This window comes from Planktothrix agardhii (genome assembly GCF_904830935.1).
GTDB classification, from domain to species: domain Bacteria; phylum Cyanobacteriota; class Cyanobacteriia; order Cyanobacteriales; family Microcoleaceae; genus Planktothrix; species Planktothrix agardhii.
This window is the reverse complement of sequence record NZ_LR882952.1, coordinates 2,605,335-2,628,645: the sequence shown is the minus strand read 5'-3', so window position 1 is coordinate 2,628,645 and position 23,311 is coordinate 2,605,335. Positions and strand designations below refer to the sequence as shown.

Annotated in this window: 23 protein-coding genes and 1 tRNA gene; 10 read left to right on the top strand and 14 right to left on the bottom strand. The window is 38.0% G+C overall.

Annotated features, from left to right (window positions below; genetic code table 11):
• Positions 1-25 precede the first annotated feature (25 nt).
• The 4 genes from NMG88_RS12320 to NMG88_RS12305 all read right to left on the bottom strand — a co-directional run bounded on the left by NMG88_RS12320 (position 26) and on the right by NMG88_RS12305 (position 3,427).
• The gene (locus NMG88_RS12320) at positions 26-871 is read right to left on the bottom strand and encodes an alpha/beta fold hydrolase (protein WP_042154997.1); all 846 of its coding nucleotides are present in this window, start codon (positions 869-871) and stop codon (positions 26-28) included.
• A 158-nt stretch (positions 872-1,029) separates the two neighbouring features.
• Entirely contained in the window at positions 1,030-1,986 is a 957-nt protein-coding gene (gene petA / locus NMG88_RS12315; protein WP_375295659.1) for a cytochrome f, read from the bottom strand.
• Positions 1,987-2,115: 129 nt separating this feature from the next.
• Complete coding sequence (gene petC, locus NMG88_RS12310; RefSeq protein WP_254035465.1) at positions 2,116-2,655, bottom strand: cytochrome b6-f complex iron-sulfur subunit; 540 nt, start codon at positions 2,653-2,655, stop codon at positions 2,116-2,118.
• A 286-nt stretch (positions 2,656-2,941) separates the two neighbouring features.
• Complete coding sequence (locus tag NMG88_RS12305; protein WP_026796843.1) at positions 2,942-3,427, bottom strand: CRR6 family NdhI maturation factor; 486 nt, start codon at positions 3,425-3,427, stop codon at positions 2,942-2,944.
• A gap of 293 nt (positions 3,428-3,720) precedes the next feature.
• On the opposite strand from NMG88_RS12305, the gene NMG88_RS12300 reads away from it, so the two are divergent.
• Positions 3,721-4,170, top strand: coding sequence for a Fur family transcriptional regulator (locus NMG88_RS12300; protein ID WP_227358020.1), 450 nt, complete (start codon positions 3,721-3,723; stop codon positions 4,168-4,170).
• A 365-nt stretch (positions 4,171-4,535) separates the two neighbouring features.
• On the opposite strand, the gene NMG88_RS12295 is transcribed toward NMG88_RS12300, so the two are convergent.
• The 5 genes from NMG88_RS12295 to NMG88_RS12275 form a co-directional block, all read right to left on the bottom strand.
• Positions 4,536-5,594 carry a hypothetical protein gene (locus tag NMG88_RS12295; protein ID WP_254035464.1) on the bottom strand — a complete coding sequence of 353 codons (1,059 nt, stop codon included), beginning with the start codon at positions 5,592-5,594 and terminating at the stop codon, positions 4,536-4,538.
• Complete coding sequence (locus tag NMG88_RS12290; protein WP_254035463.1) at positions 5,578-5,985, bottom strand: hypothetical protein; 408 nt, start codon at positions 5,983-5,985, stop codon at positions 5,578-5,580. The genes NMG88_RS12295 and NMG88_RS12290 overlap by 17 nt, the downstream gene beginning before the upstream one ends.
• Positions 5,986-6,107: 122 nt before the next feature.
• Entirely contained in the window at positions 6,108-6,365 is a 258-nt protein-coding gene (locus NMG88_RS12285; protein ID WP_227358023.1) for a CHAT domain-containing protein, read from the bottom strand.
• Positions 6,304-6,633: a hypothetical protein gene (locus tag NMG88_RS12280; protein ID WP_227350862.1), complete on the bottom strand. Its 330-nt coding sequence runs from the start codon at positions 6,631-6,633 to the stop codon at positions 6,304-6,306. Before NMG88_RS12280 ends, NMG88_RS12285 begins: the two co-directional genes overlap by 62 nt.
• Entirely contained in the window at positions 6,593-6,832 is a 240-nt protein-coding gene (locus NMG88_RS12275; RefSeq protein ID WP_227350863.1) for a hypothetical protein, read from the bottom strand. The genes NMG88_RS12280 and NMG88_RS12275 overlap by 41 nt, the downstream gene beginning before the upstream one ends.
• A 248-nt stretch (positions 6,833-7,080) precedes the next feature.
• Between NMG88_RS12275 and NMG88_RS12270 the strand changes: the two genes are divergently transcribed.
• Both NMG88_RS12270 and NMG88_RS12265 read left to right on the top strand, forming a co-directional pair.
• Positions 7,081-7,314 carry a hypothetical protein gene (locus NMG88_RS12270; RefSeq protein WP_027249899.1) on the top strand — a complete coding sequence of 78 codons (234 nt, stop codon included), beginning with the start codon at positions 7,081-7,083 and terminating at the stop codon, positions 7,312-7,314.
• Positions 7,311-7,574: a Txe/YoeB family addiction module toxin gene (locus NMG88_RS12265; RefSeq protein WP_254035462.1), complete on the top strand. Its 264-nt coding sequence runs from the start codon at positions 7,311-7,313 to the stop codon at positions 7,572-7,574. Before NMG88_RS12270 ends, NMG88_RS12265 begins: the two co-directional genes overlap by 4 nt.
• A gap of 1 nt (position 7,575) precedes the next feature.
• Here the strand turns inward: NMG88_RS12265 and NMG88_RS12260 are convergent, their stop codons facing one another.
• Positions 7,576-7,857: a DUF2281 domain-containing protein gene (locus NMG88_RS12260; protein ID WP_254035461.1), complete on the bottom strand. Its 282-nt coding sequence runs from the start codon at positions 7,855-7,857 to the stop codon at positions 7,576-7,578.
• 157 nt (positions 7,858-8,014) lie between these two features.
• Between NMG88_RS12260 and NMG88_RS12255 the strand changes: the two genes are divergently transcribed.
• Entirely contained in the window at positions 8,015-8,311 is a 297-nt protein-coding gene (locus tag NMG88_RS12255; RefSeq protein ID WP_227358025.1) for a DUF4926 domain-containing protein, read from the top strand.
• On the opposite strand, the gene NMG88_RS22490 is transcribed toward NMG88_RS12255, so the two are convergent.
• The gene (locus NMG88_RS22490) at positions 8,301-8,426 is read right to left on the bottom strand and encodes a hypothetical protein (RefSeq protein WP_268951581.1); all 126 of its coding nucleotides are present in this window, start codon (positions 8,424-8,426) and stop codon (positions 8,301-8,303) included. The two genes, NMG88_RS12255 and NMG88_RS22490, sit on opposite strands and share 11 nt — an antisense overlap.
• Before the next feature lie 118 nt (positions 8,427-8,544).
• Between NMG88_RS22490 and NMG88_RS12250 the strand changes: the two genes are divergently transcribed.
• Positions 8,545-10,479, top strand: a complete 1,935-nt coding sequence (locus NMG88_RS12250) for a cation:proton antiporter (protein WP_254035460.1) — start codon at positions 8,545-8,547, stop codon at positions 10,477-10,479.
• 12 nt (positions 10,480-10,491) lie between these two features.
• On the opposite strand, the gene NMG88_RS12245 is transcribed toward NMG88_RS12250, so the two are convergent.
• Entirely contained in the window at positions 10,492-11,916 is a 1,425-nt protein-coding gene (locus NMG88_RS12245) for a hemolysin family protein (RefSeq protein ID WP_042155012.1), read from the bottom strand.
• A 26-nt stretch (positions 11,917-11,942) separates the two neighbouring features.
• The gene (locus tag NMG88_RS12240) at positions 11,943-12,638 is read right to left on the bottom strand and encodes a hypothetical protein (protein ID WP_042155013.1); all 696 of its coding nucleotides are present in this window, start codon (positions 12,636-12,638) and stop codon (positions 11,943-11,945) included.
• Positions 12,639-12,757: 119 nt separating this feature from the next.
• Between NMG88_RS12240 and NMG88_RS12235 the strand changes: the two genes are divergently transcribed.
• The 3 genes from NMG88_RS12235 to NMG88_RS12225 all read left to right on the top strand — a co-directional run bounded on the left by NMG88_RS12235 (position 12,758) and on the right by NMG88_RS12225 (position 14,470).
• Positions 12,758-13,678, top strand: a complete 921-nt coding sequence (locus tag NMG88_RS12235; RefSeq protein ID WP_042154442.1) for a transposase family protein — start codon at positions 12,758-12,760, stop codon at positions 13,676-13,678.
• Positions 13,679-14,070: 392 nt separating this feature from the next.
• Positions 14,071-14,143 (top strand) — tRNA-Met (locus NMG88_RS12230).
• A 144-nt stretch (positions 14,144-14,287) separates the two neighbouring features.
• A complete protein-coding gene (locus NMG88_RS12225) occupies positions 14,288-14,470 on the top strand; it encodes a hypothetical protein (protein WP_042155015.1) in 183 nt (60 codons plus the stop codon).
• A gap of 112 nt (positions 14,471-14,582) precedes the next feature.
• Here NMG88_RS12225 and NMG88_RS12220 read toward each other — a convergent pair whose 3' ends face one another.
• Positions 14,583-17,609 (bottom strand): O-linked N-acetylglucosamine transferase family protein, encoded by a 3,027-nt coding sequence (locus NMG88_RS12220; protein ID WP_254035459.1) that lies wholly within the window; start codon positions 17,607-17,609, stop codon positions 14,583-14,585.
• A gap of 228 nt (positions 17,610-17,837) precedes the next feature.
• On the opposite strand from NMG88_RS12220, the gene NMG88_RS12215 reads away from it, so the two are divergent.
• Together NMG88_RS12215 and NMG88_RS12210 are read left to right on the top strand one after the other, a co-directional pair.
• A complete protein-coding gene (locus NMG88_RS12215; RefSeq protein ID WP_254035458.1) occupies positions 17,838-19,091 on the top strand; it encodes a class I SAM-dependent methyltransferase in 1,254 nt (417 codons plus the stop codon).
• Between the two features lie 181 nt (positions 19,092-19,272).
• The gene (locus NMG88_RS12210; RefSeq protein WP_254035457.1) at positions 19,273-23,304 is read left to right on the top strand and encodes a CmcI family methyltransferase; all 4,032 of its coding nucleotides are present in this window, start codon (positions 19,273-19,275) and stop codon (positions 23,302-23,304) included.
• Positions 23,305-23,311 lie beyond the last annotated feature (7 nt).

Genomic DNA, 23,311 nt, shown 5'->3' with positions numbered 1-23,311 from the left:
ACGGGGGTTTTTGGGGTTGATAATCTTAAACTACTTTTTTCCGCAAAAATAATATTAAAGCCTGACTAATTTCTTGAGGCCAATGTTCTTGGGGATAATGTCCGGCTTTTTCTAAGGTGATAATTTCAATATCAGAAATCCCTTTTGCAAAGGTTTCAACATCGGTAAAATTCAACCAAGGATCAATTAATCCCCAAATAATTTGAGTTGGGCGATGCCAATTTTTAAAGCCAGATTCTATTTCAATCATAGCATCTTTTAAGCGTAAATTTTTTAAGATTGCTAAGAGCGATCGTCCAGCCGCAGAAGCCTTTAAAAACGGACTACGATACACTTCTAAAACCTTATCCTCAATCACATATTTACTACCTCCTTCTAAAGTTCTATCAACTAATAAAGGATCTTGAGTGATCATATCTCCCACAAACGGTAACGCCATTTGTTGTAATTTCCAGGGGAGTTTAACCGATGTGGAAATAGGAGTATTCAGAATAATTAATTTTTCAATTTGTTCAGGATAACGTAGGGCATATTGTAATCCCATTGAGCCTAAAAATCCTTGAACAACTAAATAAAATTTTTCTATTTTTAACTGTTTTAAAAATTCTCCTAAACCTTGAATAAAGGCATCAGGCGTATAGTTAAAATCCCGTTTATCTGGTTTTCCCGAATATCCAGAACCTATCCAGTCCGGTGCGATCGCTTTATATCCTTGTTTTTCTAATTCATCTAAAATCACCAACCAACTATAACTCTGAGAAACTAATCCATGTAAAAATACTACTGGAATTTTATCATTAGTTTCGGGATTTGTTTCCCTGTAAAACCAATCTAAAGATCCGACTTTAATCTCGTTTTTAGTAATTGACATAATATATTAGGGAACAGGGAGAGCAGGGGAGGCAGGGGGAACAGGGGGAGCAGGGGAGGTAAACTCTTTTTATTACCCATTCCCTATTTAAAAACAATTGTAGAGACGTTAAATTTAACGTCTCTACAAGGGTTGAAATCATCAAAACGACTCAAAAGTTAGAAATTCATTTCAGCCGCTTGAACTTTCTCAATTTGTTTCTTCTTCATTACCAGCATAACTTGAGCTAACATCACCAAAGCGATAAAAGCAATTAAGCCAGTAACACGAGTGGAACTTTGCAGAACAATTTCAGTATCATGCTGACCAAAACCACCCACATTGGGGTTATCGGTTAAAGCATCACCTACTGCAACAGTTTGACCTTCAGAAACCATCACAGAAGGGCCAAGAGGAATTTCATCGACAACGGTTTGACCGTCGGCCTTTTGAATGGTCACTTGAGAACCTGATTCTGCGTCCGTTGTTACCTGAGTAACGGTTCCAGCAGCAGAGGCTTTATAAACGGTATTATTGCTAGAGTTTCCGGCCGGATAGACTTGACCGCGACCTCGGTTTCCACCGACATGAATAGCAAATTTACCATAGTGAACGGATTTATCCGTTTCGGGGTTAGGAGACAAGACAGGGAAGATAATTTCTTGATTTTCTTCTCCGGGTAATGGCCCAACAATCACCACATTTTCTTGATCTTCCCGATAGGGTTGGAAGTATAAATCACCAATTTCTTCCTTCCATTCTTCAGGAATCCGATCTTCAGGAGCAATTTTAAAGCCTTCGGGCAGCATTAATACCGCACCGACGTTTAAACCACCTTTACTACCATCGGCCGTGACTTGTTGAACGTTGGTATCGTAGGGAATTTTAACAACCGCTTTAAAAACAGTATCCGGTAAAACCGATTGGGGAACTTCAATTTCCGTAGATTTTGCCGCTAAGTGACAGTTGGCACAAACAATCCGTCCCGTCGCTTCCCGGGGGGTTAGGGGAGCGGTTTCTTGCGCCCAAAAAGGATAGGCCGCCGCCGACTGGGGTAGGGCAAAATCACTGGTTAGGAAGAAAGCAACCGTTGCTACGGCAACCCAAAGGATTTTCCAAGCCCGCAAACGAGGCATTTTTACTAATTGATCAATTGGTTGCATTACTAATGTTCTATTTCTGGTCAAAGTCAACAGAATCAATGATCGCAGAGTTCAGATTTCAGGTATTTATCTAAAATCTAAAATCCTAGAATTTAAAATTTATTAAGACCACCAGGGATTTTCACCCGTGCGGAAATCGGTTTCTGTCCAAGTTGTAAAGCTCAATCTATCATCCGCAACCGTGGCGTGAACCAGGGGTAAGGATAACGGTGCTGGCCCACGAACAACCTTGCCCTCGGAGTTATATTGAGAGCCGTGACAGGGACACATAAATTTATTTTCGCTGGCATTCCAAGGGACAACGCACCCTAAGTGGGTACAAACCGCATTGATTCCATATTCCGCTAAGGAAGAATCGGATTCAATCACCATATAGGTGGGGTCGCCTTTTAAACCTTGGGCTAAAACCCGGTCGCCGGGTTTATGGCTGGATAAAAATTCACTGACGATAACATCGTTACCCAGAGCATCTTTAGCCGTTACACCACCGCCAGCAGAACCGCTAGAGGGGGGCAGAAAATATTTGATCACCGGATACAGCGCCCCGACAGCAACGCCTGTAACTGTACCGAAGGTCAGTAAATTCATGAATTGACGACGCCCCATACTCGGAGCATCGGAGGTTACTGAAATTTGAGTCATAACTGACGCCGCTTGTCTGTGTGATTGTTACTTAATACTGGGCAAAGAAGCCGTTAATCTACTGAATTTAGTTGAACATCTGACTCACTCGATTGAATAACGGCAAGCCCGATCTTCCTTCTATAAGCATTATCACATTATTTGCACCCATGTTTATTGGGTGTTGACCGTTAGGGTTGAGGTGTTGAAAGATTGGGGTGTTGGCTATTAATGGTTAGCGATCGCCCCTTGTTGATTTTTTCCCACCCAACTTTAAAACAACCCTGGGAAGCAGCCCTCCCAACCATTAACACCCTTGGGTATAAGTCTCAAAGAAGGTATCATCAAGGTCATAGCCTAGCATTTGAGCCATGGCCATGAGGCGGGATTTACTGGGAAGGTTGTTTTGGGTGAACCAGTGGTCAAGGATAAAGATCTTTTGCATTAAGAAGATTTCTAGGGCTTCCGGATTATATTGGATGCCTTCGGTACGATGGAATTGATGGGGGACGAGCATCGCCACATAACGGGCTAATTCCCCAGATTTCCAGTCCAGAAACAAGGGTAGCCAAGGATATTGGGCGTCTAGGCGAATAAACCATAGGCGAATTTCAGGAACTTCTGAAATTTCTCTGGGGTCTTCCGGGTCACGGGGATAATCGATCTCGAAGCTAATCTGCTGTTCATAGGCTGTAATATCGTTATTTTTAGATAGGGAATCGATCACCGTTTGCACAGGAGACAGATCTAAACGATTTACTTGCTCAGAATTCAGCTTGATTATAATTGCCATTCAATGTCAACCTTTGCAGATATAGCAATCCTATTTGAGTTGTGTTTAAAATCCCTGATCAAAAGGGAACACCGGAACAGCCCCCCCAAACCCCCCGTGCACGGGGGGAGGGATCTGGGGTAATACTTCTAGCCGTTTCATATCAGTATTGAAATGTTACAACCTATTTAGGATTGCTATAGAAACCACTGTTTACTATAAAATCCCTAAGATACAATAGAAAGTATAGTCTAAGTATGGGATCGGTGATCCTAAAACTATTGAAATTTCATAAATAAACTGAGGCGAGAATAGTGAAACCAATTCGTTCTTTAGAAGATGCAATCAATTATTGTCAAGCTAAAGGAATGCGGCTGAGTCGTCAACGTCGTTTAGTTTTAGAATTGCTGTGGCAAGTTCAAGAACATTTATCAGCCCGGGACATTTATGATCGATTAAATCAACAGGGTAAAGCTATTGGTCATACATCAGTCTATCAAAATTTAGAAGCCCTATCCCGGGAAAATGTGATTGAATGTGTGGAACGTTCCGACGGCCGTTTATATGGACATATTAGTGATTCCCATTCCCATGTTAATTGTTTAGATACCGATAAAATTTTAGATATTCATATCGAATTACCCCCGGAATTATTAGCCCAAGTTGAACAACAAACAGGCGTTAAAATTACAGATTATCAAATTAATTTTTACGGTTATTCTGTTAATCCTATTAATATTAACAAACCCATCTCCCACCTGTAGGGTGAGTAAGCAACGCTCACGCACCAAAACTTGATCAGAATTCAGAAACCGGGTTTCTTGGGGTTGGGTTTTTTATTCTTCGTGGGGTGCGTTCGCTTCGCTTATGCACTCTGCTGTTGGTGGTGGTTCTTGTAATGAGATTGTTTCCGTTTTTTTTGTAATTTGCCAAGTAATAAAACCCCAAGTAATAAAACCCGCGATAAAAGCTATTCCAACACTTAATAAAAATGCTAGAATAAAAGGAGGAACGGATAGAGATTTTTCCAGATAGGGTAGGGGTAGGGGTTTTTCAATGTATGCTGAGGTAATTGATGAAGCAATACCTCCGGCGGCTAAACCAACGCCTAACGTTGAAATAGTACGCTCTAAAGATTTATCGCGGTCTTTTTCGCCTTCTTCACTCTGACGGAGTATGTCTGCTTTTTCTTGGTCAATTTTAGCTTGTTCAATGCGTGTTCTAGGTTTCTTAATTTTAAGGTATATTTAGGCGCGATTTTTATTAGGGTGATCAGTTGTTTTTTCAAACCTTCTAACTCTAAATTAGAGGTTTCTGCTTCCGTGTCAAGTTTCATTATTTTTCTTAATTCTGCTTCAATGGTGTCGCGAATTAGCTCATCAGCTTCTTGATAAGCTTGACGACTAAATTCAAATGTATAGGCTATTTTATGATAATATAGAAAGAATTGGGGTAAATTAAAATAAATTGGCTTAATTTTTTCTGAGGTAGCGTCGGTTAAATAAAATACAATTAAAATTCGATTCAGATTTGTTTTAGGGTTTCCATATTCAACAATATAACTCCCTAATAATTTTCCCTCTTGATAAAAAGTATTACAATAATCCCCAAATAAATTATACCGTAATTGCTCGGAGATCGCTCTTAAATTTTGATCATCCCTTGGGGTATTTTCGGGTAAAAACGCCGTTACTAATAAAGTTTGTCCTAAAAAATCTTTTTCGGGATCGTTTAAAATTAAACTTTTGGGGTGAAACTGTTCAATTTCATCTAACTTAACTTGATCATATCCGGGGTCTTGAGGTCGAAAAATATGCAATAATAAAGAATAGGTATCGGATATTTTTTGGGGATATAATAGCAGACTATATAACGATTTCGGTTTTTGAGGATTAGAGTTTTTTTCTAAACCCGACTTAAAGTAAAAATTCCGATCCTGACGTTGAGTTTCTAATAAGTCTAGGGTGTCTCTTGGGATAGATTTTAAAGCATCTTCAGAGCGTAATTGAGGATTAAGATCTCCGTCTTTAAATTGGGGTTTAAACTGGTCTAATATGGGTTGATACTGCTCTTTAACAACCGTAACTGGATTTTCAACGGGTTGTAAATCTGCTGTTAAACCAGATTTTAGTTTAAAAGCAAATAAATAGAGATTTAAAGCGTAAACATGATCAATTTTCGGGGCCATTATCTTCGTTGAGGTTGGGGCGATCGCTAGACTCATTTTCTCGACTAATTTTATTTATCGCAATGATCATTTTATTAGTCACACGCTCGACCTCTAAGGTAATATCAGGGGAGGGAACTTCTTCTCCTTCTTCAATCATATCACATCGGACTTTTTGCCAATCGGTATTTTTGAAAACCTGATCAATTTTGGGGTATTTTTCACACCAGTCCAGAATTGCTAAAGCGATTTTATTCGATTTTTGGGGAAGGGTTTTGAGTTCGTTTTGGAGTTGTTTTAATCCGGTTTTAACTTCATCGGATAATAGCTCAGGATTAGGATTATCTAAGAAGGTTAAAAAATCGTAAACAGTTTGATCGGAATTATTGATAATATCCTCTATTTTACTCAACAAACCTTAATCGTAGGGTGTAGCTATCAAAGCACACGCACTAATAAGTTGTACTGCATTTAAACTGTATATTTTAGGGAGCGAGGACGCTCCCCCTACAGGGATGGAGCAATTTCCTATTATTATAAACCAATAATAGCGAAAGGAGCCCAATGGAGGGGTTGGTTAAAGGGATGTTTAGGATAACTTCGACGCAGACGGACTTCACAATCATCTACGAATTCTTCATCTAATTTTAGATCGTCGCGTAACCAAGTTAAAAATTCATCACGGGAAACCTTTCTAAACCAATGTTGCGCCGCTTGTAATGCCAGGACATTAGAATTGTTTTCTTTGGGTAAATTCTGATAAAACCGATTCGGTGGGGGTAAATTCCTCAACTTGCAAGCTATTAAGTTGTTGTTGCAGGTTTTGGCGTTGGGTGTTGAGATTACTGCCTAAATTAATATTAGCAGATCCCCCTAAATCGGGTTTGACTTGTGGAGATCCCCCTAAATCCCCATTGGAAAGGGGGACTTGAGGAAAATCCCCAGAAACAGAAACCTCTTGCTCCCCATTCCCTCGCAGGGAAGGGGGTTGGGGGGTTAGGTCATCTCCACTGCTACTATCAATAATTTCCCCTTCCCACAATTGCGATAACACCAACATTTGATGCAATTTTATAGGATTGGTCGGGGTCGGCTTTTTGCAGTTGTTCTGTTGCCCATTCTTGCAAGGTGAGAATAAAGGTTTGATCTAATTTATCGCTATTTTCTAGGAGTAAGGGATAGACCGCTTCAGGATTATTTTTATTTTTGGCAATTGCTTTTAGTATTTTGAGTAATAGTTGTAAGTAGGCGTCGTTCATGGTGAGGGCGGGTTGGGGTTGGGTCTGGCTGTTATTGATGATTATAATAGATTGAAGTTGGAAAAGAACCACAAAGACACGAAGACACAAAGGAAGGGAGAAGGATGATTAACCAACCCAGAAACCGGGTTTCTGCATAAACTTTGTTTTTAGTAAATAATTTCCAATAGAAACCCGGTTTCTCTATTTCCCACCCCAACCCCAGTTAAATTGGGTATAATTAAAAAATCTCTCAAATATCAGATGTTATGGATACTCTTAAATACAAGACAACTATTAAAAACGGTAAACTCGATTTACCCTCCCTCGATTTGCCAGAAGGAACTGTTGTTGAGGCAATTTTATTAATTGGGAAATCAACCGAAACCGATGAAACAGATTATCTACTATCTACAGAAGCTAATCGCCACCATCTAAAAGAAGCTGTAGAATCACTTAAACATCCTGAGAACTATATTTATGTCGATCCCGCTAAATTATGAGAAAAGTGGCATTTATACCTCGAAGTTTTGATGAGTTTAACCAATACCAATGGGCGATAGAAGACAAAAAAATTTATACCAAAATTGTCACGCTGATTAAAGATATTCAACGTGATCCTTTCTCTGGTTTAGGGAAGCCAGAAGCATTGAAACACGATCTATCCGGGCTATGGTCACGACGAATTACCCAAGAACATCGCTTAGTTTATAACGTTACTGATGAAGAAATTGTGATTGTTTCCTGTAAATTTCACTATTAAGCTATTTTAAAGTTAGTAGTGCACCATCCCTTGGCAAAATATCCAAATATTCATCCGATAAATTACTAACAAAAGAACTAGCAATTTCTAACAAAAACGCACCCGTATCTTCTGCCGAATCTAAAGGGTCTTCTGTTAAATTGGAACTGGGAAGTGGTCGCTGATTTGTATTGAGTCGCCATTCTAAAAAGCTAACAAAATCTAAAACCTCTTGCAAAACAGGTTCAGATAAAGTTTCTAAATGATCTAATTTGTCTAAAATAAGCTCTTTGATTGCGTTCATATCCTGAACCTTGTATCAACACATTTACATTTTAACTGAAATCATAGAACTCAGCAAACCGGGTTTCTGGGTTTCTCTCTCACAACTGATCAAGTATGCTACAAATGTTAATGTAGCCTATAAATTCCACTAAATCCTATTGAATAAATAACTGATTATGAACGAAATTCAAGAATACGATTTGGTGGCTCTAACCGAAGATGCGATCGCTACCCACAAAGTCACCCATCAGCAAATTCTACTCCGTCGAGGGCAAATGGGAACAGTTTTGATGTCTTTTGATCAAAAAGCATTTTTAATTGACTTTACAGATCAAGAAGGCAATACCTTTGCAATGGAAACTATCGAAACCGTTAAACTTTTACGCCTTATTAATGAACCTGAATTAGTAGGGTGTTCCATCGCAGCGCACGCACCAATATTAGATCACAATCACAGAGATATTATCCTCTGAATTTATTATTGGCGATCGCACCATCTTTTGAGCAATTTATATTAAAAATTTGATTAATCATAAACCCGGTTTTTTGGGGTTGGGGAAGCGATCGCTTTGATGATGGTTTGATCATTTAATTGGGTTGGGGATGGTGCGTGCGCTTCGATTACGCACCCTACTGGGACAGAGGGTATAGTGGAACAGAATATAACTCTTTTCAATTCAGTGGGTAGTCTGCAACAATAGCGCCTATGGAAACATCATCTTTTCAGATCACCCTGTTAATTGTCATTACCGTCATGGCGGGGATTTCGGCTCAAGTCTTGGCAGACTACCTGAAAGTTCCTGCCATCGTGTTTCTGCTATTATTCGGAATTCTGGCGGGGAATGATGGCTTGAGTTTAGTGCAGCCCAATCTTTTAGGAAATGGTTTAGAAGTCATTGTCTCCCTATCAGTCGCCTTAATTCTGTTTGAGGGGGGATTAAGTTTAGACCTGCGGGCGCTGGGTCAAGTCTCTGGGAGTGTTCGCAATTTAGTTAGCTTTGGCACTTTAATCACCCTGATGGGGGCAGGAATAGCCGCCCATTGGTTAGGGGAATTTCCTTGGCCCATCGCCTTTCTCTACGCGGCTTTGGTGGTGGTTACAGGCCCAACGGTGATCGGCCCATTGCTGAAACAGGTTTCCGTAGACCGTCAAGTTTCCGCCCTATTAGAAGGTGAAGGGGTTTTAATTGACCCCGTAGGAGCAATTTTAGCGGTTTTAGTCCTCAACGTTGTCCTGAATGGCAATACTGGCCCCCTAGAAATTATGGGACAATTGCTATTGCGTTTAAGTATTGGCGCAGGAATTGGGTTAATTGGGGGAGGGATTTTGGGATGGTTATTAAAAACTGCCCAATTTATGTCGGAAGAATTAAAGAATTTAGTGGTATTAGCGGCTTTGTGGGGATTATTTGATACCGCCGAATTGCTAATGAGTGAATCGGGGTTAATGACAACAGTTGTCGCCGGAATGATGGTGCGTTATGTCGGTGTTCCTGATATGCGTCAGTTACTCCGATTTAAGGGTCAGTTAACGATGTTGGCGGTGTCGGTTTTATTTATTTTATTAGCGGCGGATTTATCTTTAGATAGTATTGTAGCTTTGGGGTGGGGAAGTGTATTAACGGTTTTAGCTTTAATGTGGGTTGTGCGTCCGATTAATATTTGGCTTTGTACTTTAAATAGTAACCTGAATTGGCGACAAAAATTATTTGCGTCTTGGATTTCACCCAGGGGAATTGTTTCGGCTTCTGTTGCTTCTTTGTTTGCGATTTTACTTACCCAACGGGGAATTAATGGGGGAGACTCAATTAAAGCTTTAGTCTTTTTAACTATTATTATGACGGTGGTAATTCAAGGATTAACTGCCCGATGGATGGCGGAAAAATTAGGAGTCACTTCCCAGTCAGTAACCGGGGCGGTGATTGTGGGTTCAAATCCTTTGAGTCGATTAATTGGTAGATTGTTCCAAGAACGGGATGAGTTAGTGGTGATGATTGATACTGATTCGGTCGCCTGTGAAACAGCGAGAGAGCAAGGGTTACGGGTTTATCAAAGTAGTGCTTTAGATCATAATGTTTTGGAAGAAGCGGGATTAGAATTAATGGGAACATTCCTAGCGATGACTACTAATGGGGAAGTTAATCTGGTACTAGCTGAACGTGCAGATGCCGAATTTAAACCGCCCCGGGTATTAGCATTATTTCCCCGGGAACCTCAAACTACAATAACTGTTAATCGGGAGAAAGTTCAACAGGCTTTTATTCCAGATGTTTCTTTAAAAGAGTGGAATACTTATCTGGAAGACAAGGAAGTAAAATTAGGTGAAACAGTATTACGTCAACCCGGATTAGAATTTCAAATAGCCCATCTACAAGCATTAATTCGTTCTGGGGAATTAATTCCTTTATTAATAGAAAGAGATGGCAATTTCCAAGTTTTAGCCGCTTCAGAATCTTGGCAAGTTGGAGATCAGATTATTTATCTTCTTCATGATCCTAAACCCACTTTGCTTAAGCGTTTATCCGGTTCTCAAAAATCTAATTTAACCTTAGAAAAACATCCTGCTGTTGAGGAAGTCCCTTTATCAGTTATCAGTAATCAATTATCAGTTATCAGTTATTGTAAATCGGCTAATCTTTAAACTGATGACTGATTATTCTTGTTCGGAACTTTCAGAAACTTCAGGAATATCCTGGGATTCCTCAACTTCTATATTAATGGTTTCTGAGGGAGTTTCTAGGGTTTCTGGTAGAATCGTCCGAATTTCAATCTGATCTAAACGAGGGCCTTCTGTTGATAAAATAGTAAAATCAAAAGTTTGATAATTTAAGGTTTCTCCAACGGCGGGAATTTTTTGGAATTGATAGATCAAAAACCCTCCAAGGGTTTGATATTCTTCGGTTAAAGGTAAGTTTAAATCTAAACGTTCATTCAGTTCTTCTAAGTCCAATTGAGCTTGAACTAAAAAAGTATGATCGTCAATAAATTGAATCGTAACATCTTCAGATTCTGTGGAATTAAAATGATCCCCAATAATTTCTGCAATCACATCTTGAATAGTTACTAATCCGGCTGTTCCTCCAAATTCATCAACTACAATCACTAATTGTAACTGCGATCGCTGCATTAAAGACAATACCTCATTCAAGGGCATTTGTGCAGAAATAAACCGTGCCGGACGTACCCAAGGTTTGATTAAACTACTCTGAGATAGTAACCTATCTGCTAGGGGTTTAGCTAAATCTCTAAAGTCAATTGTTCCTAAAATATCATCTAAAGATTCTCCCATAATCGGATAACGGGAATGTTCAGAATTTGCCATTTCATTCAGTAACATTTGGAACGTAGCGTTATTAGGAATAGCTACAATACTGGTACGGGGAACCATGATTTCTTCCGCGATTACATCCCCAAATTCAAACACATTATTCAGTAATTCTCGTTCCTCAGCTTGTAAACCGATCGATTCACTGGAGGTGGTAATCATTAATTGCAATTCTTCCGAGGTGACTCTGGTATAGGGATGACCCGTAAACTGAATTCCACATAATTGCAATAACCAACGGGTCGATTCATTTAAACTCCAAACAAAGGGTTTAAAAAAACGGGCGATCGTTAAACTTGGAGGAGCTAAAAACCGAGACAATTGTTCAGGATAGACTAATGCTAGGGATTTAGGATATAATTCTCCTAGGACAATTTGCAAATAAGCAATTAGGAAAAATGCAAAAATTGGAACTACTAAGGAATGAGAAATCGCATTCTGGAAAGAAACAGGTAGGGGTAAAGGAGTAAGAATTTCCTTTAAAGTCATCGCTACCGTTGCTTCTCCAATCCAACCCAATGCTAGACTAGAAAGGGTGATTCCTAACTGAGTTGTAGACAGAAATAAATCAATTCTTCGTTGCAGTTGTTGAACGGTTCGCGCCGGAGCATCCCCCTCATCAACTAATTGATTAATACGCGATCGCCGTACCGAAACCATGGAGAATTCAGCCGTCACAAAAAAGGCATTAATCGTAATCAAAAATAGCACTGAGAACAATCGCCACAGCACATCTTGAGTCGTGAGTGTCATGATTACCTTTGCACAAATCCAGATGTCTATTGCGCCACAGGAATGCCTGACATCTGCAATTGCATTTTTTGGTCAGGATAATCAGTTAAACTCATGGTTAATTCCTTGGAATTTTCGACTAATGCCGTGGGAATTGTAACCGTTCCCTGATATATTTTGCCACTAGGAGGCAATTGACCAGGTAGTTCTTCCACACTCGCGCTCAAAGCACGACCCTTATCATCGGTAACATTTAAAAAACTATAGAGAAACCGAACAGATTCTTGGCCTTCATTTTTCAGGTTAACGTTTAAAACCAAAGAATTTCCTTTACGAGTCGCCCCCACCACTTCTAAGCTGACTCCCCCATCCCGGCTAACAATAGGAAACACAGATTTATTATTCGCTACTGGGGCGGGGGAACTTTCAGTTTTCGGTTTTTGGGCTTGGGTAGAGGTGGGTTTATTAGCTGCTTTAGCTGATGCACTCGCCACTTCTTCCTTCCCTTCCATGCGTTTCTTAACCGTTGCTAGGATATCCTTCTCTTTGAGCAACAGCACCCCATCGTGGCGGTTTCCATTTTTAGTTTTATTGGCTAAGTTGTTTGGACGTACATCGGGTTGTGTAATTTCTTTCAACGCCGAACGACCCAGACTATAGCCCCAGACGGAACTGGTAAAGCCAGCCCCAAACATCATGGTTAGTAAAACGACAGTCAGAACAACAGTTGAATTTAGTCCCATCTCAAGATTTAGATATGATTTAACTCGCCATTTTAAGGGCTAATACCGAATAGACATCTCCAAAATAGAAACGGGGAGGGATAGCAAGATGGTAAAATTGGATTTTACCCCAATGAGAGATGAGTAAATTAAGAGACTATCTGGACAAGAATCCCCAGCAAGCAAAAAGGCTATTAGGGATGGAATACGAACAGCTAATAAAACTTATTCAAGCCGCGGAGTTATTAGAGCAAGAAAGACGGCAGGAACAGGAAAAAGCTAAGATCAGGTTGATTAAAGCAGGCGGGGGTCGTCACCAGAAATTGTCTGTGGAGGAACAAATCTTACTAACTCTAATTTATCTGCATCAGATGCCGACATTTCAAATGTTAGGGTTACAGTTTGAAGTGAGTGAATCAACAGCGAATGATATTTTCCATAACAAGATAAAAATCTTGAGAGAATTACTGCCAGCCAGTTTAGTTGAGCAAATAAAAAAAAACGAGAGTGATTGGGAGTGGGTAGAAAAAATTCTGCTGGAATTTGAGTTAGTAGTAGATAGCTATGAACAGCCCATGCAAAGACCAACAGACAATGAAGAGCAAAAAAAATATTACTCAGGAAAGAAAAAAACACATACCTTTAAAAATCAAGTCATTGTCATGCCAAACGGGAAAGAAATAGTGGATATAGCTGTGGGTTATACCGGAGCAACAAGCGATCTAAAATTGTGGAGAGAAAGAAGGGAGGAATTGGGGAATAATCAAAAATACAGAGGGGATAAAGCTTATGTAGGGGAAACAGCAATTAATACACCATATAAGAAACCGAGGAATCAAGAAATATCGCTTGAACATCGAGAAGAAAATCGGTTAAAAGCCAAACAAAGGATTGTAGTCGAACATTTAATAAGACTGATAAAAATTTATCGAGTTGCTTCAGAAAGATTTCGGTTAAAGAGCCAAAATTATGAAGCAGTAATCTTGACAGTATGTGGACTAATAAGATGGCGAATAGGAGCGATTGTATTATTATCTAAGAATTGCCCAGAATGCTTTTAAAAAATGATTGAATATCAGAGATAAAATTCATTAATTATTATTAATGTAACTGAAAAAGCCTATGAATCCGTTACTTTGGGAGAACCAGGCACAGGAGTGCTAGAGGTTCAAAAAGTAGCGATAGAGAGCATTTGGGAATTTTCGGAGATGTCTAATGATATGGTATCACCTATAAAGCTTACTCAGAATTTATTCGGGATTAGCGATCGCTATAGCGCCCGCCAAGGCAGTTAAGACACCAGACGGATCTTGGAACCCAGACGGTAAAGTGTTTTCCCCGGGTGTTCCCTCCCCCCCAAGCCCCCCGTGCACGGGGGGTTTGGGGGGGCTGTTCCGGTGTTCCCTGCTATATTAACAATTTTGGGTGCGAGTATGGTATTGTATTATTGGAAGCGCCCTTGGCCGATTGGGGAGGCAGCGAACTCATAATTCGCCTTAAGACTGGTTCGATTCCAGTAGGGCGCATAGGCTTTCATCAGTCCCTAGAATCAATCAGGGTCTAACAAATGGGATCTTTTGCTTCAGCAGGGCCTAATTAGAGATTAATTTCAACCACAAAGGGTTAATAATGTTAAATTAATAACTGATTTACTGAGAGAGGAAAAAAACATGGATGCAAATACTATTAGGGAAAGAGTGGCTTTAATTGAAGGTAAACGAGAATCCCTCGTTAAACTTTTGGAAAAACCCAATTTAGGAACTCTTAGAATAGACGTTAATCAAGCCCTAGAGGAAATTGATGAATTAATTGAAGAATTTAAGCGGACTTTTCCAGATTCTGATCATAATTAATGGTCAATTGTTTTCCATGGGTAATGGGGAATAGGCAACTTTCCTATTGACCATTGCCTATTCCTCTCGGATAGATGTTGTTATCAGAATCATGAATATTCGTAAGCAACCCCTACTGATTTGAGGACAAATAAAATAGCGCCGAAGCAGCGACAACGGTTTGATAAAACTCCTCTAACCCAGCCACGCAAACTTGATCATCAAAAATTAGATAATGGCGATCGCTCATCTGTTCAGAAATTGTTTTGCGCCATACAGAATCTAATCCTAATTTAACTGCTATTTTAACATATTCTGCTTCATTTTCTGCAATTGTTTCGGTTAAACCAATCATTTTTAAGAAACTATCAGCATGGCGTCCGCGCATAAATTCCCCAGGACAAGTTACAATGGGTAAATTACAAGCGATCGCTTCTAAAGATGTATTTCCTCCCGACCAAGTAAAGGTATCTAAAAACACATCAGAAAGCAAATTTAACATCAAATAATCAAACCGTTTAGGGACGTTTCGATGTAAACAATAGTCTTCATAATTTAACCCATAATTAGCAAATGCTTGTTTTAACCGATCATTTAATAGTGTTCCTCGGAAAAATAAAAACTTAGCATTAGGAACTTTTACTGCAATTTCTGGTAAAATATAATCATATTGAGGAAGATATTTAAAGGGTGCTTGACAACATAAATAAATCACCGCATCTTCGGGTAAATCATAATCTGATCGAGTTTTAATTAATGCTGGAATATCTTGCGGTTTGGGATAAGCTACCCCAATATTAGGTAATAAAATTAGGGTTTCTGAATAGTGTTCCTGGGGGTTTTCCGGTTCCATTAATTGACTAGAAAGAAAATAATCAATTGTTGGTAGTCCCGATGTTACTGGATGACCCCAAGCTGTGCATTGAATAGGTGCTAAACGCAACGCGGCGAGTTCCATTGTTGGGGGGTTCATGCCAATTTCTGGATAGACTAAAATATGCAATTTATCCTTTAAAATTTGTTCAGCAACCGCTTCTAAATTGTCTGGAATATGATAGAATTTATAGCTATATTGTCGAAATTGTTCCGTAACTGGATCGGGAGAATTCCCAGTATAATAAGAGTAAATTTCAAAATGCTCAGGGTTAGCATAGCGCAACCAACCCGTTAACCAAAGTGACCCGCTATAACAATGCAAATAGTTAGAAACATATCCAACTCTAATTTTATTCTCAACTGTTGGTAGGGTTAACGGTTGCACCCATTGGGGATATTTTGCTGACATCATCTGATGGAGGAAATCACCATAAATCCGTTGTTCTTCTATAATATTTCTCGCTTGATAACCCAGGTAGAAATTAGTAAATCTTCCCATTCCTAAAAACGCTGGTTCCAAGGTTTCAGAATCATTAAAATCTGTTGTTTCAATTAAGGTTTTTAATCCTTTGTTAAACCGTTCTTGATAATAGCTGATTTCCTCAACGGAGTGATAAAACATCGGAACTATTAAATTTTTAAGCAATGTAAAAGTATAATCTTTCGGTAAACATTCCAAGGCAATTTTCGCTTGTGTAGCTGCTTCCTCTGTTCTTCCCTGATAGAGAAGATTGGTAATTAGGGTAAAGTGTAGGGGTGCAAATTGAGAATAAAGCTCTATGGCTGTTTTTAAGCTATTAATTGCAATATCATATTCTCCTAAATTCCAGTAACATTGATGGATTTTTTCATAAATATTAACATCTCCCTGTTGTAAATCCAGTAGTTTTTGATATTGGGCGATCGCACCTTGATAATTCCCTAATTCATATAAGCGATCGCCAAAACTGCTATAATAGGGTGCGGGGTTTTGTTGCCTTTCTTTAGCTAGTTCTAAATTGTGCAGAATATCAGGATTATTGGGAATAATTTGTAAAGCAATTTGATAATTTTCTAAGGCTGATTCTATTTGATTTTGCAATAAAAAGAGATTACCTAAGTTTAAGTAACTGCCAAAATGATTCGGGTTAATATTAATTCCTTGACGGTAAACGGTTTCTGCTTCTATAAATTGCCCTTGTTGCGTTAAGAGATTTCCTAAGTTATTATAGGCATCAATATGATCGGGTTTTAATTCGATTGTTTTTTGGTAGGCTGCGATCGCTTGTGAAATTTGATTCAATTTTTCCAAACATTGACCTAAGTTATAGTAGCCTTCAAATCTTTCAGAATCGATTTCAATAACCTGAAAACTTGCTTGTAAAGATTGCTGATAATTTTCGGTTTGATAATATAATTGACCTAAATTAATCCAAGATTCCAGATGATTTTTATTCCAGTTTAAAAATATTTTATATTTATTTTCAGATTGATTAAATTTATATTCCTGGTGTAATTTTACAGCCTCTTGATAAATGCTTTCTAACAAGTCTTCTAATTGCTCAATTTGTGAAATTCTTTCAATAATTTGAGGTTGACGGTAATTAAATATAACCGATGACTCTAGGCTGATATTTCTATTAATATCTCGACTTAAAATAACCCTTACATTGCCAACAGTAATAGATTGATCAGACTGAGACAAAAACTCTTTCTCAATTAAAAATTCAGGGTTTGCCGTCAGAAAATCTGCGATCGCTTGCTGTACAGATGGGTGATTAAACCCCTCAATAATTATTAAAGATTGATCAGATAGAAAGGATTTAATTAACAATAAACTATAGAAAACAGAACGATAATCTTTTTTCCAATCATATACAAATACCCCAATTTTATTTTCAAAATCAACGGTTTTTAATTCTAATAAAAATTCTTCGGGATCTTGATCAAAGAGAAAGACTTGTTCAGTTAAGTTAAGATCATCTAAATTATTAACTAGATCTTCATAATTGCTTGAGTTGTTTTTCTCGTAGAACGAATCAACTACATAAGCCATGCAGTCAGGATGGTTGATTAATGCAGAAATTAAAGTGCTAAAAGAATTTACCCCAAGTTGACAATAAATTTCCTGATCTTCTAAATCATCAACTGCCCAATTTAATAAAATAGAAACAATCATTAATTCTTCGTTTTCTAAGATTTCTGAAAATGACTGTAAGTTTTTAAATAATATTGAGCCATGCTCCAGTAACTTTTTCTTTTGATTGATGGGTGATAATTTTTCTAAGAAATTTAGATATCTCATTTTTTCAGAAGCAATGTAGGTTTGTGATCGAACAATAAAGAATTAATTAATTTTATTCTAACATATTAATCATCTTAGCAATTATTGAGTCCCGGGTTTTACTATACCCTCAAAAGATCAATGAGCATACAGTAGGACATCGGAAAAACAAGAATCAAACAAAAATGATCATTTTCCGAAAACAACAGGGTATACTGTAAACAGCGATCTTTCAAAGCATCCTAGTCTATGAATTTTTTAGTTCTGTTAAACTGGACACAAGCAGAATCAGATCTTTTGTTGGAACTGGAAACAATAACAAAAGTATTTCTCCAACATCATGACAGAAGTAATCTATCTGTCCTTATTGATTACAATGGTATTTCTAGTCAAGAGGTTGACCTGTATTTATCAGGTGTGATGATGAACTTACTGTTAGAAGGAGATGAACAATTAGAAACACAGCTAGATATTAGCCTAATTAGTCCAGAAAATTTTGAAGAATGGTTTAATGCTATTATAACAGTTAATTACAAAGTTTTAGGAAATAAGGTTGACGAAAATCAACTGAATGAATGGTTAAAAATCATCCCTTCAATTACGTTAGAAACAATTGAAAATATAGAAAGATATAAATTATTGTCTACTGTAAATGAGGAACAAAAAATCTTTAAGTTACAACTGGCGCACCAATGTTTTCATGCTCAAAGATTTACAGAAGCAGCTAATTTAGGCAGAAATTTACTCTTAGATTATCCAGAGTTAGTAGAAATAGGTTTCTCGATTCCTGTAGCTCACAGCCTAATTTTATCGTTAAATTGGTATGAGATTGCAGCCAATCTTCCCCCAGGAATTAATTATCTCCTGACATCAGGGTGGCTTAATTCACTGTATCAGAGTAAACCTGTAACCCAAGATAATCGACCGATTCCCTGGTATACCTATCCGGCGATTGAATTTTTAGAAGATAAAGTTAAGCCAGATTTCAAAGTATTTGAATTTGGATCTGGTCAATCTACTTTATGGTGGTCTGAGCGAGTATCAGAAGTAATTTCGATTGAAAGTGATCCCAATTGGTTTCAAGAAATCAACTCTAAAATGCCCAATAATGTGCAACTCTTTTTAAAAGAGAATGAAACGGAGTATGCGGAAATGATTAAACAATTTCCCTTAGATTATTTTGATGTTATTATTGTAGATGGAGCTAATCGAAACCAATGTTTAGAACTTAGTTTAAATCATATCAAAGAAGCAGGGCTAATCATTTTTGATAATACAGATGATTATAATTACGATTCCTCAGTTCAACTATTAGCATCTGAAGGTTATAAACGTTTAGATTTCTGGGGACTAATTCCCTGTTATACCTATAAAAACTGTACTTCACTATTCTTTAAAAAGCTTGATATTTTAGATAATCAGGAACTGCCCAGCCAGAAAAAATCTCTTTTGGGTAAAGGATGTTTTCACGTCATGAATCCCAAACCGGATCAAGATCAATAAAATTCAGATCAAATTCTAATTATTAGATTTATAAATTGTAAAGAGGGTTTAACTAATGAGTAACTTTTTATCACAGATTGCTTCAAAAAACCAGCATCTAATTAAGTTTCTTTTGGAAAGCGGAAGACCTATTAAAATTGAGTTGGGTTCTTCACAAAAAAGAATGGAGGGGTGGATCACAATGGATTTAGATCCCAAAAGTGATTTATGTATGGATTTATCACAACCCTTACCTTTTCCTGATAACTGTGTAGAAGAAATTTATTCATCTCATCTATTTGAACACTTTTATTTTCCTTATCCAATGCTGAATTTGCTGTCCGAATGCTATCGGATATTGAAACCGGGAGGAATTTTTAAAATTGCTGTTCCTAACGCCAGAATCTATATAGAATCCTATCAAAATCCCGAACAATTTGATCCGCAAAAATATTGTCTTTATACACCGGCTTATCACTATCATTCCAAAATAGATTTTATTAACTATATTGCTTATATGGACGGTCATCATCGTTATCTTTTTGATGAAGAAAATTTACCAAAAGTCATTGCTCATGGTGGATTTGAAAATGTGAAACTCAGAGATTTTGAACCAGGGTTAGATTTAGAGTCCAGAAAGCATGAGTCAATTTATGCAGAAGCAATAAAACCAGGGGCGAGTTATCCAGTAACAGCTATCTTTAAAAGTGAACAAAAACCAAAACTAAAAACTCCTGTTTGTTTAATGATTTTCAACAGACCTGATACAACACAGCAAGTTTTTAATGTAATTTGTCAGGTTAAACCCGAAAAACTTCTAGTAATTGCCGATGGCCCTCGATTGAATGTAGTCGGTGAAGTGGAAAAATGTGCAGCAACTCGAGCTATTATTAATCAAGTGGATTGGGATTGTGAAGTTTTAACCAACTATTCTGAGATTAATTTAGGCCTTCGTCATCGGGTTTCTAGTGGATTAAATTGGGTATTTAATACCGTTGAAGAAGCTATTATTCTTGAGGATGATTGCTTACCAGATGTCACCTTTTTTCGATTTTGTGCAGAATTATTAGAACGTTATCGTCATGAGCCAAAAATCATGGCAATCTCAGGAAATAACTTTAAATTTGGAGATAATGATCAACAAACCAGTTATCACTTTTCTCGATATAATCACATTTGGGGATGGGCGACTTGGCGCAGAGCCTGGAAACTCTATGATTTGGATATGAAATTATGGCCAACAATCAGAGATAACAACGGTTTAGAAAAAATACTAGAAAATTCTGCTGAAACCATCGCTGATTGTTTAGAAGTTTTTCAAGCTGCTTATGAAGGATTTAATAGCTGGGCTTATGCTTGGACATTTGCTTGTTGGGTTCATGGAGGCTTAACGATTCTTCCTAATGTTAATTTGGTTTCCAATATTGGTTTTAGGGAAGATGCAACCCATACAACAGATGAATCCCCACTGGCTAATTTACCCACAAAACCAATGAGTTTTCCCTTACAACATCCTACCGTTATGATGCGTAACGCTCAATCTAATAACTTGACTGAGGCTATTATGTTTAGTTCTGCTGTATCTCAAACTCAAACGCCAGAAAATCAAGATGGTATAACTATTTTATCCCAGGGAATTGAATATCTGAACAATCATCAGAATTTAGAAGCTCTCAATTTATTCGAGAAAGTCTTAGAAAGTTCCCCGGAAAGAATAGAAATTTATTATCCTCAAGCTGTTGCTCAAGCTCGCCTTGGTCAACTTTCTGACTCAATTCATTCCCTAAAAAATCTCTTGAGTTTTCAGGGAAATCACCACCGAGGAAAACAACTATTAGAACAATTATCATCAGAGGCAAAACAGAAAATTAAAACCCAAATTGACACGGCTATTAATTTACTCAATAAAGGGGAGAGAGTAGCAGCTTTACGGTTAGCTGAATCCACAACGGAATCGGGGGTATTTATCCCTGGAATGCACTATCTTAGAGCAATTTGTTTGAGTCAAGTAGGTCGATATGAAGAAGCATTAGAAGCGGCTCAACAGGAGCTAGAAAATAATCCTTCCCATCCCGAAGCTCAAGCCCAAGTAAAATCCTTAACTCAATCATTAATTCGACCGAAAAAAGCACCCATTCCTACCCACGAACGGCCCTGGAATACGGCTTTACCCTACGACTTGATGATGTCGATTCAAAATGCTTTACATAATTTTTCTTATAAAGGAGTTCCTTTACAAAAAAATCCGTTTGATTTTTCCCTCTATCCCATTTTAATTTGGAATATTAAACCTAAAACTATTATAGAAATTGGTTCTAAAAGTGGGGGAAGTGGTCTATGGTTTGGGGATTTAATGAATAACTTTGGCATTGAAGGTCATGTTTATTCGATTGATATTGTTAAAGTTACTAAAGTGTCTCACCCTCGCCTTACTTTTTTAGAAGGAGATGGCAGTAATTTAGGAGAAACTTTATCCCCAGAATTGCTTAAATCCTTGCCCCGACCTTTATTAATCATTGAAGATGCCGATCATTCATTTACTACCAGTAAAGCGGTATTAGATTTCTTCCATCCTTATTTAGATCAAGGAGAATATATCGTTGTTGAAGATGGGATTATTTCTGATATTGTTCAGGATATCTCCTATAATAGCGGCCCCCATAAAGCCTTAAAAGCCTTCTTATCAGAACATCGTAATGAATATGAAATTGATGGAGAATATTGCGACTTTTTTGGATATAACTTAACCTGGGGAACTAATGGTTATTTGAAAAAGCTAACTCAGGCTGATATATCCTCATTAACGCCTCAGTTTATATCCCAACAATTCAGCCCCGTTGAAGCAAAATCAACCCCTCCAGACTATTCAGAATTTCAACAATTATTCCAGCTAGTTCGGAATAATACAGGACTGAGTGAACAACGCTTATATTCCCTGTTTTCTCTAGCAAAAAAAGTTTGTGTTGATAATATTCCCGGGAATTTTGTAGAATGTGGCGTTGCCGATGGAGGCTCAACGGCGTTGATGGCTGCTGTTATGAAACGCTATAGTAAACTGCCCCGAATCTTATATGCGTTTGATTCCTTTGAAGGATTACCCGAACCCACAGAAGAAGATAAATATAACGGGGTGTCGGCGGAATTAGCAGGCTGGGGGAAAGGCAGTTGTGCAGCCCCCGAATCAAAGGTTTTAAATCTCTGCACCCAATTAGGAGTTTCTGATGTTGTTCGGACGGTCAAAGGCTATTTTCAAGACACCTTACCTCAATTTAGAAATCCCGTTGGGGTGATTGCACTTTTACACGCCGATGGTGATTGGTATGAATCGACAAAAGTGATTTTAGAACAGTTTTTTGATCGGGTTGTGAATGATGGATTTATCCAAGTTGATGATTATGGTCATTGGGAAGGCTGTAAAAAAGCGTTGCATGAATTTGAAGCACAAAACCATCTGCAATTTAACTTAAATAAAATTGATTACACGGGCGTTTGGTTTACAACACCCAATCAATTTCTCCTAAACCCCAATGTTGGAGAAAACTTACTCCAGGAATTTAATCAGGATGATCCCGTAGTGTATGGGATTCAAAGCCAGATGTCGAAGAATGAACGGTTTCAATTGTATTATGTGTTGCGGCAACTAATTCCTGAACTTTCGAGTTCTCCGTTACGATTTATTGAAATTGGATCATTTGCGGGAAGTTCATTATTTTTAACTTGCAAAGCTTTAAAACGGGTCGAACAAAACTTAGAAGGATTTGCCATAGACCCGGGTTTACATCCCCAGTTAAAAACCGTACTGCAACAGGTTAAAAAAGACGTCAACCATCTACAAATGTTTTCCCATGATGCGGTGATTCAATTACGCCAGCAATTTGAGGCAGATGGTAATTTTCCGCCCTTTATTTTTGTGGATGGGGATCATAGTTATGAGGGCGTGAAACAAGATATTATCAACTATTTTCCTCTCTTAAAATCCGGTGGAATCATGATGTTTCACGATTATTTACCCCCTCTAAATGACGAAAATCGCAGTGCTATCTTATCTCATCATGGGGGAAATGAGCCGGGAATTCGTCAGGCTTGCCAAGAATTAATGGAAGATGAATATGGTTGTGAACAAATAGAAATTCCGCTCTTGTATCCCACCGACCCGACTCAAACCCAAGCCTATCTTCCCATTATTCCAGGGGTATTTTCCAGCATTCGAGTCTATCGTAAATCCGTCAACTAATTTTAGG

Bases quoted from the DNA above. Each gene is read 5' to 3' on its own strand.
- NMG88_RS12320 (WP_042154997.1), bottom strand. From the start codon at position 871: ATGTCAATTACTAAAAACGAGATTAAAGTCGGATCTTTAGATTGGTTT.
- petA (WP_375295659.1), bottom strand. From the start codon at position 1,986: ATGCCTCGTTTGCGGGCTTGGAAAATCCTTTGGGTTGCCGTAGCAACG.
- petC (WP_254035465.1), bottom strand. From the start codon at position 2,655: ATGACTCAAATTTCAGTAACCTCCGATGCTCCGAGTATGGGGCGTCGT.
- NMG88_RS12305 (WP_026796843.1), bottom strand. From the start codon at position 3,427: ATGGCAATTATAATCAAGCTGAATTCTGAGCAAGTAAATCGTTTAGAT.
- NMG88_RS12295 (WP_254035464.1), bottom strand. From the start codon at position 5,594: ATGGCCCCGAAAATTGATCATGTTTACGCTTTAAATCTCTATTTATTT.
- NMG88_RS12280 (WP_227350862.1), bottom strand. From the start codon at position 6,633: ATGTTGGTGTTATCGCAATTGTGGGAAGGGGAAATTATTGATAGTAGC.
- NMG88_RS12275 (WP_227350863.1), bottom strand. From the start codon at position 6,832: ATGAACGACGCCTACTTACAACTATTACTCAAAATACTAAAAGCAATT.
- NMG88_RS12270 (WP_027249899.1), top strand. From the start codon at position 7,081: ATGGATACTCTTAAATACAAGACAACTATTAAAAACGGTAAACTCGAT.
- NMG88_RS12265 (WP_254035462.1), top strand. From the start codon at position 7,311: ATGAGAAAAGTGGCATTTATACCTCGAAGTTTTGATGAGTTTAACCAA.
- NMG88_RS12260 (WP_254035461.1), bottom strand. From the start codon at position 7,857: ATGAACGCAATCAAAGAGCTTATTTTAGACAAATTAGATCATTTAGAA.
- NMG88_RS12255 (WP_227358025.1), top strand. From the start codon at position 8,015: ATGAACGAAATTCAAGAATACGATTTGGTGGCTCTAACCGAAGATGCG.
- NMG88_RS22490 (WP_268951581.1), bottom strand. From the start codon at position 8,426: ATGATCAAACCATCATCAAAGCGATCGCTTCCCCAACCCCAAAAAACC.
- NMG88_RS12250 (WP_254035460.1), top strand. From the start codon at position 8,545: ATGGAAACATCATCTTTTCAGATCACCCTGTTAATTGTCATTACCGTC.
- NMG88_RS12245 (WP_042155012.1), bottom strand. From the start codon at position 11,916: ATGACACTCACGACTCAAGATGTGCTGTGGCGATTGTTCTCAGTGCTA.
- NMG88_RS12240 (WP_042155013.1), bottom strand. From the start codon at position 12,638: ATGGGACTAAATTCAACTGTTGTTCTGACTGTCGTTTTACTAACCATG.
- NMG88_RS12235 (WP_042154442.1), top strand. From the start codon at position 12,758: ATGAGTAAATTAAGAGACTATCTGGACAAGAATCCCCAGCAAGCAAAA.
- NMG88_RS12225 (WP_042155015.1), top strand. From the start codon at position 14,288: ATGGATGCAAATACTATTAGGGAAAGAGTGGCTTTAATTGAAGGTAAA.
- NMG88_RS12220 (WP_254035459.1), bottom strand. From the start codon at position 17,609: ATGAGATATCTAAATTTCTTAGAAAAATTATCACCCATCAATCAAAAG.
- NMG88_RS12215 (WP_254035458.1), top strand. From the start codon at position 17,838: ATGAATTTTTTAGTTCTGTTAAACTGGACACAAGCAGAATCAGATCTT.
- NMG88_RS12210 (WP_254035457.1), top strand. From the start codon at position 19,273: ATGGATTTAGATCCCAAAAGTGATTTATGTATGGATTTATCACAACCC.